Source organism: Lancefieldella parvula, assembly GCF_963530955.1.
Classification (GTDB): domain Bacteria; phylum Actinomycetota; class Coriobacteriia; order Coriobacteriales; family Atopobiaceae; genus Lancefieldella; species Lancefieldella parvula_A.
The window spans coordinates 1-13,534 of sequence record NZ_CAUSFQ010000029.1 but is presented as its reverse complement, the minus strand read 5'-3'; the positions used below and the strand labels follow the sequence as shown (position 1 = coordinate 13,534).

Sequence of the window (13,534 nt, the reverse complement as noted above, 5' to 3'; positions counted from 1 at the left end):
AGAAAGCTATATAAAAATTGTTGAGAATTACTCACATTTATTGCGACAGGTGTCTGTTTCTTCTCCAAATGTCCACAAAAATGTTGTTATTCTTAGCTAGAGGGGAGGCTTTATGGATACTGCGGCATTAGAAAAACAACGTTTGCGAGAAATACGTCTAGCAGCAAGAGAAGTTCTTTCTGAGCAAGAGAGAGCCGTGCTTGATGATTGCATTACTCAGAAACTTCTTGCAACCTCTGAATATGCAGAGGCAACTACGGTTTTAACGTATGTTTCTGTTTCATCTGAAGTTTCTACCAGGATGTTTATTGAGTGCGCTCTACGCGATGGAAAAACGGTGGCGGTACCTCGTTGTCTACCTGGACATTGTTTAGAGTTTGTTGCCATCACTTCATTGGAACATCTGGTAGCGGCACCATTTAACTTGTTAGAACCAGCAAAAGAGCTGCCTGCTTTAACTGAGGACCAGAAGAATAATTCGATTTGCATTGTTCCAGCTCTTCTTGTTGATACAAAGGGATATCGTCTGGGTTATGGTGCTGGTTTTTATGACCGGTTCTTGTCTACGTACCCTGGCAAGAAAATTTGTCTTGCTTACCAGCAAAATTTGAGCCAAACAACGCTTCCTCATACAGCATTTGATGTTGCCGTAGATATGGTGATAACCGAGTCAGATGTACTTACGTGTGCATAAAATACCTGCTGCAATTTAGCATTACAGCAGGTTTGTGTTTCTCGCCAAGTGGTTATAAGCAACTGGCTATGCTTCATCTTTGAGATGAACCGCCATCAGTTGGATTGCTTCTCTGTAGCTGTCAATTCCTTTACCAGCAACTGTAGCAAAGCATGCATCTTTTATATAAGAAATGTGCCTAAAGTCTTCTCTGGTAGAGATGTCAGTAAGATGTACCTCAATCATGGGAATTTGCACCGCTAGTGCTGCGTCGAGCAGGGCAACTGAGGTGTGCGTATAGGCGGCAGGATTGATAATAATGCCATCGTAGCTACCCAGGGCGTCCTGGATCGCATCAACTAGATCACCCTCATGGTTTGATTGATAACACACACAATCAGAGAAACCTTGAGAGAGGGCTTCTTCCTTACAAGTCTCTATAAGGGTTCTGTAGTCAGCTTTTCCATAAATCTCTGGCTCACGAATACCCAGCATGTTGATGTTTGGACCGTTGATTATGAGTAGGCGAGGAGTGTCGAGGTCATCCTCATAGTTGTCTTCAAAGTCGTCTGCGTCTAAGTCAGAGGCAAGGCTGTCAAAGTCTTCTTCGTCTTGATCAAGGGTATTTTTTTGAGCAAGCAAAGAGATGAGCTCATCCACCTCTTCGTTGTGCTGAGTGGGAAGATCTGCTCGCTTCTCATCTAACGAACAAAAAGTCTTTTCTGGCTCACCCAAAATGTGATTAAGAGCATCATTTACTTGACGCACAAGATTGGGGCCAAAGACTACCTCAAGTCCGTTGGCGCCTTTTCCTACAATACCAAGAACACCAGTGGCTGTGGCTAGCTGTTCATGGTCTATAAACGTCATATCATTGATGGAAAGGCGAAGTCGCGTCATGCATACTTCGTTGTGAGTTAAGTTTTTTGAGCCGCCTATTGCATTTAGGATCTCGTGAGCAATAGCATTGCTGTCCATTGGATATCTCCCCAAATACGACCGAATATCAAACACTTAACTGTTTGAGTCGGCCTTACATCCTTTTTGTCATATGATTACAAACCCGCGAGATATAAGTATAGGGGCTTTAACGTGCAAAAATTCAAAATCTACGAACCATCCGGTGAACGGTTAAAAAATAACTGCGAACGCTTACTGTTATGTTTAAAGTGTGTCGAGAAGACCCTTGGCATCTGCGTCTGGACTACCGAGACAAGAAAAGGTTACGTCAGCCCATGCTTCATAGAGCGGAATACGTACTGCGGCAAGATTCTGAACACCCATACGTTCTGAAAGAGGTCTACCGACAATAACCAGGTCTTCAAGCGGGCGCGTAAGGTAGACAAGCTTTCCATTTTGACGGAGGAGCTGGTAGTTTGAAGGTGTTGCAACTACACCGCCTCCACAAGAGATTACCGCACCACTCATGCTAGAAATCTCTTGAATTACTTCATGTTCTAGACGCCTAAAAGCCGCTTCACCGTGCGTTTGTAGGTAGGTTGCCGCCTCGCAGTGAGTTTTTTGCTTGATGAGAAAATCAGTGTCTATCCAGGGACGATTCAGGATTTTTGCTAGGGCTTCTCCCGTAGAGGTCTTTCCAACTCCCGGCATTCCAATAAGTACAATGTTTTCTTTTGAAGCATGAAGCTCACGTGAGATGTTTTCTATCTGAGAGTCTGATACATCTGTGCCTAGAAACAGCGAACTGGCTTTAGCTGCTTGCGCTACTAGCATTTTTAGTCCGTTTGCGTTTTGCAGTCCAAGGCTAGCTGCGTCAAGTAGAAGCTGAGAGCGCAGAGGATTATAGATAAGATCAATCACGCATTGGAGGGAAGTAAAAGTAGCAAGTTCCTCTTTTGAAAGAGGAGAAACACCAGCATGTGGGGACATTCCTACTGGCGTTGCATTGACAAGAAGATCAGCGTCATAGTGAGATTTAATCTGGTCATAGGTAATTGCGTAGTCTACATATGAAGAGCTTACGTGAGGGTTCCTGGAGACTCCCACAACATATGCGCCGTCTTTTTTGAGCGCATAGCAAATTGCCTGACCAGCGCCACCAAAGGCTCCTAAAACAATTGCCTTTTTATGGCTTAAGTTGACCTTGAGGCTTTTTACCAGATACTCAAAGCCATATACATCGGTATTGTCTGCTGCTATAAAACCATTTGTATCTTTTACTAGGGTATTTGCCGCTCCTATAGCTTGCGCATCCTCAGAAGTAGCGTCTGCAAGAGCACAGGCATCCTTTTTGTAGGGGATAGTAACGTTCAAGCCCTGCCATGGTTGGTCTTTGAGAAAACCCTTCAGTTCAGAATCAGAAAGCTCATGAAGTTGGTAGGGAAATGACCCCAACTTTTCATGAATTTCTGCCGACCAACTATGAGAGAGTTTCTCGCCAATAAGGCCGTAAGGAGCAAGAGGGGCTATAGGGTTACTTGAACCTTGTTGTACAGTTTTAGAGCTCACGAGGTGTCTCCTGAACTGCCTTTGCAGCGTTCATCAAAACCTCAAGCAACTCTAAAGCATACGGTTTAAGTTCATTAGAAACAGAGGCTTTAACCTGCTCTCTTTTGGCACTTTCTCTTGATGGATCAAGAACAGTGAGGTCCTGCTCTTTTTTGTAAGTACCAATTTGTTTGGCAACCGCAATCCTTTGCTCAAAGAGGTCAAAGATTTGCGCATCAATTGAATCGATTTCCTGGCGAAGCGTTTCTAGCTGATTAGTCATTGTTATATCCGTTCTGCTCAGAGGGCCAGGAATATAAGGTGTCGAGAAGAGCTAGTGCAAAAGCGCTTTCAACGCAGGGCACAGCACGCAAAACCGCAGTTACATCATGTCTGCCCTGAACAACAAGCTGCTCTGGTTCCATAGTTTGAAGGTTTACCGAGTTCTGTGGTATGCCAATGCTTGAAATGGGCTTAAGCGCACATCTAAACCAGATGGGAGCGCCTGTTGAAATACCGCCCAGAATACCTCCAGCATGATTGGTGGTTGGCACAACGGAGCCGTTACGCACTTCGTAAGCATCGTTATTCTCAGAGCCAAGTAAATTTGCAACATTCATGCCGCTACCAAATTCTATGGCTTTAACAGCGGGAACACCAAAGACTGCAGCAGAGATGGTATTTTCAAGCCCATGGAAATGAGGACACCCAATACCTGCAGGAACACCCGTTGCCGCACATTCTATGATGCCGCCAACAGTATTTTTCTCTGAGCGCAGCTGCGTAAGGAGTGCGCGGGTTTTCTCGCCAGCTTGGGCATCAAGAAAAGGAAGCACTTGAGGGTTAGCTTGGAGCAGCTGATCCATTTGGTAAGCAAGTAGTTTGTCAGCCTCAAGTGAGTTGTCTACGAGTTCAAGGGGAGTATCGCTGACGTCCTTTATTTTGAGAACGTGAGCTGCAATAGTTATGCCCTGAGCCCGCAAAATCTGAAGCGCTATTCCTCCCGCAATGCAGAGAGGGGCGGTGAGGCGGGCGGAAAAATGTCCTCCACCCGTTTGCTTGTACGAGTCTCCCCATTTTACCCAGGCAGAGAAATCGGCATGTCCTGGTCGTGGGACAAGCTTTGTAGCTGCGTAATCTTGTGGACGAACGTTAGTGTTAGGTAGCTCTGCCGTGAGCGGGGAGCCATCTAGAATGCCTTCCGCTGAAATTCCAGAGATAAACTGTGGATTGTCAGCCTCTTTACGCGGAGTATCCCACGGATGCGATGGAGATCTTCTTTGGAGGAATGTCTTGAGAGCTGCTAAGTCAACGGCAAAACCAGCAGGTAAACCTTCAATGGTGCAGCCGATTTTTGGAGCATGAGACTCGCCAAAAATAGATACTTTTACTGTTGTCCCAAAAGTTGAGGTCATCATTTATGACTCCATACTGTGGCAGACGCCACCAAGCTGCTTGAAGTGCTCAAAGAAGATTGGATACGACTTATTGATTGCCTCGGCATGGGTGATGATAACAGGACCTGTTGCATACGAAGCTAAAATTGCAGCCATCATCACCATGCGATGATCATTACACGAGTCCACAATGCAGCTGACGGGCTGTTTTCCTCCCGTAATACTAAGTTCTGTTTGATCTTCAGAGAGCTCAACGGTCACACCAAATGCCCTAAGTACGCTGCAGATACTTTGAACGCGGTCGGACTCTTTGAGACGAAGGCGCTGAATATTGGTAAGTCTACTTGTTCCAGGGATAAACGCAGCTAAGGCAGCAAGTACCGGAGCAAGATCGCACACCTCGGAGGCAGAAATGGTAAACGGGCGCAGGTGATCCATCATACAAGCTGCGCCTTTTTGCTGGCGAGAAACACGTGCGCCCACAAGCGATAATGCGGCTAAGATAGCTCTATCTCCCTGGACACTTTGCATGGAGAGCCCTGTGACCTCTACGCCTTGCCCAATTGCTCCTGCGGCAAGCCATGGTGCAGCGTTTGACCAATCTCCTTCGATTGAATAAACGCCTGAACAAACGTAGTGTTGAGGTTCAATGGTATAGGTGGCATTCTTTGCATCAAACACAGTAGTAACGCCAAAGTCTTTCAATACGTGCTCTGTGATAGCCAGATAGTCTTTTGACTGGATGGACCCTGTAATTTGTATCGTTGAAGATTCGTTTAACAAAGGTAATGACAGCAAAAGTCCAGAAATAAATTGAGATGAAATATCTCCTGGTAGCTCAAATAAACCGCCAATAAGTTTGCCTGAAACCTCAAGGGTCTTCTCGTCTTGCCAGCTAAAAGACATACCATGGGCAGAGAGTTCTGAGACAAGCGGCTCTATGGGTCGAGAGAAGAGTCTTCCTTCTGCAGAAATTGTGGCGTTTACGTTTAGCGCGCCCAGAAGGGGGAGTAAAAACCTGAGCGTGGTGCCAGATTCTTTACAGTTAAGCTGCACGTTTTGAGGGCGATTTTGCTCTTTTGCAGGGACAACTCTAAATCCCTGTTTAGTTCTAGCGATAGTGGTGCCTAAAGCTTTAAGACAATCAACAGTTGCTTGAATGTCCTCTGATATGTAAGGACAGGTAATGTTGGTAGTGCCGTTTGCAAATGAAGCGCAGATGAGCGCGCGATGAGCGCATGATTTTGACGGGATAGCTTCTACCGTTCCAAACAAATCATGAGGAGTAATTGAAACATCCATTTTTCACACGCTCCATAACTAATTGCTTGATGTAAGAATACCGCAGTTGAGTGTCAGAGAAGGATATGGTTAAAATTGTTTGATGATTAAAGGAGGAAGCAAGTGAATAAGCCTTTTAGCGCCGTAACTCAGGTTTTACGTGGCTATACGTACAATCAGGTTAAAGCTGTCGTTGAGGTTCTTGTTGATTCTCCTGTACATAACGTTGAAGTAACTATGAACACGCCAGAAGCTGCTGTGTTGATTCAGAAACTATCAAGTGAATATGGTTCTGATATCAATATTGGCGCTGGTACGGTGCTTACTTTTGAAGATTTGCGGACAGCCCATAAAGCGGGCGCTACGTTTGTTTTAGCACCAACGCTGCTCACTGAAGAGATGTTTGACTACTGCAAAGAGCATGAGATCTTGAGCGTTCCGGGAGCGTTTACGCCAACAGAGATTGCTCATGCATTTGCCCTTGGTGCTGACATTGTCAAAGTATTCCCAGCAAATGAGGTTAGCTATGGGTATGCTAAGAAGGTATGTGAGCCTCTAGGAAACTTGCCTCTTATGGCAGTTGGCGGCGTTACAACAGACAATATTGCTGAAGTATTTGCTGGTGGATACTCCTATGTAGGAACTGCTAATGGCATCTTCAACAAAAATGACATCTTAGCTGAAGATAAAACCGCTCTAAAACAGTCAGTACGCAAGCTTGCAGAAGAGCTAGAGCGTCTAGGACGTTAGTCTTCTTTTGCCAACTCAATAAGTTGTTTAAGCTCTGCAAATGACTTGCGTTCAATGCGTACATCACCAATACCGTAGATAAGTGCCACATCAATAGAATCCGCATGGCTTTTCTTGTCATGAAGTGCAGCAGAATAAAGCTCTTCTACATCAAATGACGTGCTGGTAGGAAGCTCATAAGCTTGTGAGAGCATGGTGATGCTCTCTGCGTCTTCAACAGAACAAAGACCAAGCTTGGAACAGGCTTTTGCCATCATGGCCATTCCAGCAGCAACACAGGAACCGTGTCCAAGCTCAAAGTTGCTAAGCGTCTCAATAGCATGGCCAAGTGTATGCCCAAGGTTGAGCAGTTTTCTTGATCCTGCTTCTTTGAAGTCTGCTTCAACAACCGATTTCTTTATTTCAATGCACGCTTGAATAAGCTCTTGTCCACACGATACATCGATGACCTGCACGGGGTTTCTCGCCAAAGAGATTTTATTGAAGAGCTCATATCCCGAAAGTACACCGTATTTAATGAGCTCTCCGCAGCTATCCTGCAAAAGTGGTGCAGGGATAGAATTCAGCAGCTCAAGGTCAACAATAACCGCCCTAGGGTTATAGAAGGCTCCAACTAGATTTTTGCCAAAGGGCAGGTCAATGGCGGTCTTTCCACCAATTGAAGAGTCAATCATCGCCAAAAGCGAGGTGGGGATGTGTACGAGCGCACAACCTCGCATGTAGGTAGCCGCAACAAATCCCGCAAGATCACCAATGACGCCTCCGCCAAAAGCCACAATAATGTCTTCTCGCGTAAAACGATTTTCTGCCAGGATGCTTACCAACTTTTGATACGACTCAAATGATTTTGCATGCTCACCTGTGGGAACTTCGGCAGTTGTGACAGAAAAGCCAGCTGACTCTAATGAGGCGAGAAATTCTGTGCCAAAGAGCTTGTTCAAATCTGGATGAGTGACTACAAGAATCTTTGAACCCGAGGTGCAGGAACGAATGAGCTTACCAGCCTGCGTAAGCAGGTGATGCCCTACATGAATTTGATATGAGTTGGATGTTAGGTCAACAGAAATAGTATTCATGAGCTCCTCATTTGCTGGTTGAATTCATTTTAGCATGGGAAAATACCAGAAGAAAATTACGCAAACCGTTACAAAAGGCAGTAAGTAGGCTGGGGTATACTTATGCACCATGACTCCGTAGCTCAGTGGATTAGAGCGTTTGCCTCCGGAGCAAAAGGTCGTGGGTTCGAAACCCACCGGGGTCACCACGTGTAAAAAACCGGCCATCACTGACTGGAGATTGTTTATATGTCATTGCAAGACACTGCAGGCAAGAGTAGCAAACGTTTTGAAGAAACGTATGAAGGCTTGACGTCAAAAGAAGTCGCAGAGAGAGTATCTGCAGGTAAAGTCAATACTAATACAGACGTCAAAACCAAATCTATTGCTCAGATTATTGCAGAGCACAGCTTTACGCTCTTTAACATAGTTAATGTTTTGATGGCGCTGCTTGTTGTTGTAACGGGACAGTACAGAAATGCACTGTTCATGACCGTAGTTCTTGCAAACCTGGTCATTGGTATTGTGCAAGAGATTCGCGCAAAACGCATGATCGACCGTCTGTCTCTTATGACAGCTCAGAGTGTTTGTGTAATTCGAGACGGAAAAGATACCTTTATCAAACCAGACGAGCTTGTCATTGATGATCTTGTGCGCTTAAAGACGGGCGATCAAATTCCTGCTGACAGTATTCTTGTATCAGAGCACGTAAGCGTTGACGAAAGCCTTCTAACTGGTGAGGCAGAGCCCGTACAAAAGACCACGGGAGACGAGCTTCTCTCTGGTAGTTTTGTCGAGAGGGGCAGTCTTGTTGGTAGGGTATGCCGTGTAGGCCAGGAAGGTTATGCTGCGCGTATTAACGCAGAAGCTAAGTTTGTAAAAGAGATCAATTCAGAGATTCTTACCACCATTAAGTCGATTATTCGCGCAGGTTCCATTGCTTTGATTCCGCTGGGTATTGGTCTTTTTGTTCGTACCTATTTCATTGGTAACGCCGATTTAAATGAAGCGCTTCTTTCGATGATTGCTGCCGTTATTGGCATGATTCCTCAAGGACTCGTTCTTCTCACCAGCTCGGTTCTTGCTATTGCAACCATTAGACTTGGTCAGAAAAATGTTTTGGTTCAGCAGCAATACTGCATTGAAACGCTGGCACGCGTAGATACCCTTTGTTTGGACAAGACGGGCACTATCACCACGGGAAACATGGAAGTTGCTCGTGTTTTGGATGCTTCGTTTACGCCAATTACTGAGGCTGCAGGCGCTCTACAAGCGGCTGTAAACGTTGTCGGCGCAAACAAAGATGACGCTAACGATACGGCTACGGCAATCCTTGCGTACGCATCCAAGCAGGGGATTCAAAGTAAACGTCCTTCTCGCGTTGTGGCGTTTTCTTCTAAGAGAAAGTACTCTGGCTGCGTCACTGAGGACGGACAGGCATTTGTTATCGGTGCTGCTCAGTTTGTGCTTGGTCCCGAGGCAGCAGACGTTATCGCATCGTCCGATGCATTTGCGTCCATTGAACGCGTGCTGGTTGCCTGTACCGTTGATGGATTTGACCAGAATGATACTTTCCAGGGAACTCCTCAGCTCCTAGGTTACGTAGTGCTTAGGGATCAGATTAGAGAGACCGCCCCACAAACCATTGCATACTTCCTCGAGCAAGGCGTTGACCTGCGCGTTATTTCGGGCGATGACCCTCGTACCGTCTCGGCTATTGCTGAGCGAGCTGGTGTCCCTCATGCCGACGGCTGGGTAGATGCAACTACGTTACACACAGAGGCAGATATTGCTGCAGCTGTCGAGAAGTACCACGTATTTGGTCGCGTTACACCAGAACAGAAGCGCGAGCTTGTTATTGCACTCCAGAATCATGGCCACACGGTTGCCATGACCGGTGACGGCGTCAATGATATCTTGGCGCTGAGGCAGTCGGACTGTTCTATTTCTGTTGCTTCTGGTTCTGCTGCAGCTAGAAATGTTGCAGAGATTGTTCTGGCAGACAACGACTTTGCGCACATGCCAGAAGTTGTTGCCGAAGGTAGGCGCTCTATCAATAACCTTCAGCGATCTGCTGCGCTCATTCTCGTAAAGACGGTTTATACTGCGGCTTTAGCGCTCTATTGCATTATTGCGCCACCATACCCCTTTATTCCTGTTCAGATGTCGCTGCTTTCATTTGCAACCGTTGGCCTGCCATCGTTTGTGTTGGCGCTTGAGCCAAATCACGATCGCGTAAAGGGCAACTTCCTGGTCAACATTTTGCGCAAGTCACTTCCAGCTTCTATTGCGGTTACCATTACGCTTGCACTCCTTATGACTGCAGGTCATCTGTTTAAGTTGAACCTGTCTCAGGTGTCTACGATGGCGCTTATCACCACCGCAACAGTTGGTTTTGCGCTGCTCAGAAGAATTTCTTTGCCGCTTACCAAGCTCCGCATTGCACTTCTTGTTGTATGCATTGCCATTGTTGTTGGCGGATGTACGGTGGCGCAGGACTTCTTCCGTATTGCACCGCTCACCCCACGTATCTTGCAATACTTGGCACTTTGTCTGGTGATTTCCGTTATCATCTTCAACAGAATTTCTGAGCGTTACATTCACAACTATGCAAATGACCGATTCTTTGACCTGGTTGTGAGATTAATGGGAGGAAAGTCAACTTATAGCTCTTCTGCTGATACAAACGATTAAACTGAAGCACAAGCAAAGAGTTGTGGAGGGTGTATGCGTTGTCCAAACTGTGGATCTGAGGTCGATGAAGGGGCTTTAACCTGCCCTCATTGTCAGATTGATCTAAGTTTGACCCAAAGGATTCCTGTTACTCAAGCTGAGTGGTGCCCTCATTGTGGCGCCTTAGTTGGCGCTGCTGCAGAAAGCTGCCCCAAGTGCGGCCTTCCTCTGCCACAGGCAGCGCCTGCTGCTCGTCCAGCTCGAGCCATCAGGCCTACGCGTAACATCAAGCTTCCAGAGATTGATGCCGCTTCAGCACCTGGCGAGAAGACCGATCCGCTCGTAGACGCAGAGTATGATGCATCCTCTTCTGTTGCAGCAGATTCTACTGTTTTGCAACAAATGCCAGCCGACAACGTTGACCCAGACACTACCAGCGCGTTTGCCTCGGTAAGTCGCAGGCCAGCTCCTCGCTTTGAGTCTGCAATCCCTTCCGAGCCTTCAAAAGAGAACCTCCCTGAAGCTGAAGGAATCCCTCGTACGCGCGTTATTCTGCTTTCAGCACTTCTTGTTACCTCGCTGGTAGTAGCTGCAATCTTTGTCATCACGCACCCGTGGGACCCTCAGGCAACCGACAATCGCGCAAAGGTTGAAGCGCCGGTCTCATCTACTCCTACCACCACTCCTGTTACGCACCTCACAGGTCAAGACACTAGTGCAACTCAGCAAAATACAAGCTCGGATGCTGTGTTTGACGCACTTGATAGTGATTATCAGAAGCTTGGAGACCTCTCAAAGCGCCTTGATGATAACGAGAAAACCTTTGATCAGCTTGCCATTACTGGCTCTGATCAGGAGCGCGCTGATGCTCAGCAGGAAGCAGAGCAGATTTCGCTGGATATTAGTAATGTTATTTCTGACCTTTCTAGTCTTGACGACTCCAACGGAAACTATCGTCAGACTATTGAAAATCTCACCAAACTGGGTAACTGGCTTCGTAATCGCTCCGATGCTTTGAGCGAGGGATGGAAGCGCTCAGTTGCTTCTAACAATCCTTCTCAGGACAAAGACAATATCTTGGCGCCAGTTGATAACATCAGAGACTCCAGCGGCTCCAGCTCATACCAGAAACTTTTTGATGAAAATTACGTGAATTGGAAGCCACAAAAGTAGTAAAAATCTACCGTTCAGCTGCTTTAATTTCAAAAATCTCATCATACTGGTAAAATAATTAGGTTAGAAAAGAAGTTCTTTATTACTAAGGGTTTCTCGCGTTTTCTTCTCTTAGATGTAAAGAAGCTTGGAGGAATTATGTTTGGACTTGATCCATTGTATACACCAGAGCGCCAGGTTACTGGTACTGAGGTAGCTGTCTTTGATACCAACAAGGGAATCATTAAGGTTCAGCTTGACGGTAAGGGCGCACCTATTCATGTGGCAAACTTCTGCGAGCTTGCAGAGTCTGGCTTCTATGACGATACCAAGTTCCACCGTCTTGTCCCTGGCTTTGTTCTTCAGGGCGGAGACCCAAACACTCGTGAGATGAGTGTTGAGGATGTTGTGTTTGGAAACCCTGGTCCTGACGGAATTCCTGGTACCGGTGGTCCTGGTTATCGCATCAAAGAGGAGTTCACCACAAATCCTAACAACTCCCACGTTGACGGTGCTCTTGCTATGGCTCGTTCTCAAGATCCAAACTCCGCAGGTTCTCAGTTCTATTTCTGTCTTGGTCCACAGCATGGCTTGGATTCTGGGTACACCGTATTTGGCACAACTATCGAGGGAATGGATGTCATTTCCCAGTTAAAGGTTGGCGATGTCGTCAATTCCATTAGAATTGAAAACGCTTAAAGCCAAGTCGCACAGACTCTTGGAGGATATTGTGAATCAACAGGCATTTGAGTTAGGTAAATCTGCATATGATCAGGGCGACTGGTTTGTAGCTATCAGTCAGTTTGATGTGGCTAAAGAGCCAGGCGAGGTAAACGGTCAGATTGACCACCTTCTTGGAAACGCTTATATGAAGCTTGGACAGTTTGATTCCGCAGCTTCTGCTTACAAGTCCGCTCTTGCTGACGCTTCCTACGGCAAGGTTGGCGCTCTCTCTACTAATCAGGGTCGCGCACTTCTGGCTGCTGGTAGGGTACAGGAGGCTATTGCTGCCCTTACTAACGCTGCCCAGGACACTTCTTACGCAACTCCTTATAAGGCACAGCTTGCTCTTGGTTCTGCATACGAGAAGATCGGTGATATTCGCAACGCCGGTATTGCTTACAGAAACGCTGCAGTTGACGAGAAGAACCCTAATCCTTCATCAGCACTTTGCAGCCTAGGCGCATGCTTCATGGGTCTGAACAGGCCTGTTGATGCTGTTGAGGCATATCGTACCGCTCTTGATTTTGCTAATCCTCTGGATAATTTATGAAGACCTTGGTCTTGCATACGTTGCAGCAAATCGCATGTCTGAGGCAGTTGATGCCTTCACTCACGCTACTGCAGACGGCAGCTTTGCTCTGTCTAATCAGCAGCAGTCTGCCTTTGATGCAGCTCGCAGGGCTATTACTGCAATGACTTCTGGCAAGCCATCTGAGACTGATGCCTTCCTTCAGGCAGCTGGCTATGGTGCCTATGATCCACTGGATCCTACAGGTATGTCCGGCGAGCTCATCCCTTCTGCAGAAGATACTGGCTTCTTCCAGATTACTGAGCAGGAGATTATTGAGCAGGATAAGAAGGACAAGAAGATTAGGCGTAAGCATCGCCATACCGGCCTTAAGGTCTTTATCACTATTCTTATTTTGCTTATCTTAGCTGTTGGTGGCGCTGGTTATGCTTACTATCGTGGCTATGGATGGCCAACCCAGCAGTCTGTTGTTCAGGATATTTTCAACGCTAAGGCACAGGGCACCGATATTGGTCGCTATGTCTCTAGCTCTGTCTCTAGCACAACGCTTCAGCAGATTTCCAACAGCCTGCCAACAAGCTCCGCTGTTACCATCAATGGTGTCGACCAGAGCATGACTCACTCTACAGTTAATGCTTCTGTCAGTCTTTCTAATGGCGGCAACGTTGACTACACCATTGAGCTTGTCCGTGATGGTATTGGCTGGAAGGTTGCAAGCGTTACCACTTCATACGTAAGCCAGAATAACCAGAACTCCGGCGCAACTTCTGGTACTAACGGCTCTAATTCGGGAACTACCTCTGGAACTAATGGATCTAACTCTTCAAATTCCTCTAATAGTTCCTCCAGCTCT

The 13,534-nt window shown here is 46.6% G+C and carries 12 protein-coding genes, 1 tRNA gene and 1 pseudogene; 8 read left to right on the top strand and 6 right to left on the bottom strand.

Annotated elements, in window-relative coordinates; translation table 11 throughout:
- Positions 1–112 precede the first annotated feature (112 nt).
- Positions 113–694: a 5-formyltetrahydrofolate cyclo-ligase gene (locus RWJ43_RS03380; protein WP_314007757.1), complete on the top strand. Its 582-nt coding sequence runs from the start codon at positions 113–115 to the stop codon at positions 692–694.
- Between the two features lie 66 nt (positions 695–760).
- On the opposite strand, the gene RWJ43_RS03375 is transcribed toward RWJ43_RS03380, so the two are convergent.
- The 5 genes from RWJ43_RS03375 to aroA all read right to left on the bottom strand — a co-directional run bounded on the left by RWJ43_RS03375 (position 761) and on the right by aroA (position 5,820).
- The gene (locus tag RWJ43_RS03375; protein ID WP_314007755.1) at positions 761–1,651 is read right to left on the bottom strand and encodes a type II 3-dehydroquinate dehydratase; all 891 of its coding nucleotides are present in this window, start codon (positions 1,649–1,651) and stop codon (positions 761–763) included.
- Between the two features lie 186 nt (positions 1,652–1,837).
- Positions 1,838–3,142 (bottom strand): shikimate kinase, encoded by a 1,305-nt coding sequence (locus RWJ43_RS03370; protein ID WP_314007753.1) that lies wholly within the window; start codon positions 3,140–3,142, stop codon positions 1,838–1,840.
- Positions 3,132–3,404: a chorismate mutase gene (locus tag RWJ43_RS03365; RefSeq protein ID WP_314007750.1), complete on the bottom strand. Its 273-nt coding sequence runs from the start codon at positions 3,402–3,404 to the stop codon at positions 3,132–3,134. Before RWJ43_RS03365 ends, RWJ43_RS03370 begins: the two co-directional genes overlap by 11 nt.
- On the bottom strand, positions 3,397–4,539 hold the full coding sequence (gene aroC / locus RWJ43_RS03360; protein ID WP_314007748.1) for a chorismate synthase: 1,143 nt from the start codon (positions 4,537–4,539) through the stop codon (positions 3,397–3,399). Before aroC ends, RWJ43_RS03365 begins: the two co-directional genes overlap by 8 nt.
- On the bottom strand, positions 4,540–5,820 hold the full coding sequence (gene aroA / locus RWJ43_RS03355; RefSeq protein WP_314007745.1) for a 3-phosphoshikimate 1-carboxyvinyltransferase: 1,281 nt from the start codon (positions 5,818–5,820) through the stop codon (positions 4,540–4,542). It lies immediately after the preceding gene.
- A gap of 102 nt (positions 5,821–5,922) precedes the next feature.
- Between aroA and RWJ43_RS03350 the strand changes: the two genes are divergently transcribed.
- Entirely contained in the window at positions 5,923–6,549 is a 627-nt protein-coding gene (locus tag RWJ43_RS03350) for a bifunctional 4-hydroxy-2-oxoglutarate aldolase/2-dehydro-3-deoxy-phosphogluconate aldolase (RefSeq protein ID WP_314007743.1), read from the top strand.
- Here RWJ43_RS03350 and aroB read toward each other — a convergent pair.
- The gene (aroB, locus tag RWJ43_RS03345) at positions 6,546–7,625 is read right to left on the bottom strand and encodes a 3-dehydroquinate synthase (RefSeq protein WP_314007740.1); all 1,080 of its coding nucleotides are present in this window, start codon (positions 7,623–7,625) and stop codon (positions 6,546–6,548) included. The genes RWJ43_RS03350 and aroB overlap by 4 nt on opposite strands.
- Before the next feature lie 111 nt (positions 7,626–7,736).
- Here aroB and RWJ43_RS03340 point away from each other — a divergent pair.
- The 6 genes and pseudogenes from RWJ43_RS03340 to RWJ43_RS03315 form a co-directional block, all read left to right on the top strand.
- Positions 7,737–7,813 (top strand) — tRNA-Arg (locus tag RWJ43_RS03340).
- Positions 7,814–7,853: 40 nt separating this feature from the next.
- Positions 7,854–10,298 (top strand): HAD-IC family P-type ATPase, encoded by a 2,445-nt coding sequence (locus RWJ43_RS03335; protein WP_314007738.1) that lies wholly within the window; start codon positions 7,854–7,856, stop codon positions 10,296–10,298.
- A 33-nt stretch (positions 10,299–10,331) separates the two neighbouring features.
- On the top strand, positions 10,332–11,450 hold the full coding sequence (locus tag RWJ43_RS03330) for a zinc ribbon domain-containing protein (RefSeq protein WP_314007735.1): 1,119 nt from the start codon (positions 10,332–10,334) through the stop codon (positions 11,448–11,450).
- A 138-nt stretch (positions 11,451–11,588) separates the two neighbouring features.
- Positions 11,589–12,128 carry a peptidylprolyl isomerase gene (locus RWJ43_RS03325; RefSeq protein WP_314007733.1) on the top strand — a complete coding sequence of 180 codons (540 nt, stop codon included), beginning with the start codon at positions 11,589–11,591 and terminating at the stop codon, positions 12,126–12,128.
- Positions 12,129–12,159: 31 nt separating this feature from the next.
- Complete coding sequence (locus RWJ43_RS03320) at positions 12,160–12,702, top strand: tetratricopeptide repeat protein (RefSeq protein ID WP_314007731.1); 543 nt, start codon at positions 12,160–12,162, stop codon at positions 12,700–12,702.
- Positions 12,671–13,534 (top strand): annotated as a pseudogene (locus RWJ43_RS03315) (hypothetical protein); the annotation flags it as partial. The gene RWJ43_RS03320 and the pseudogene RWJ43_RS03315, both read left to right, overlap by 32 nt.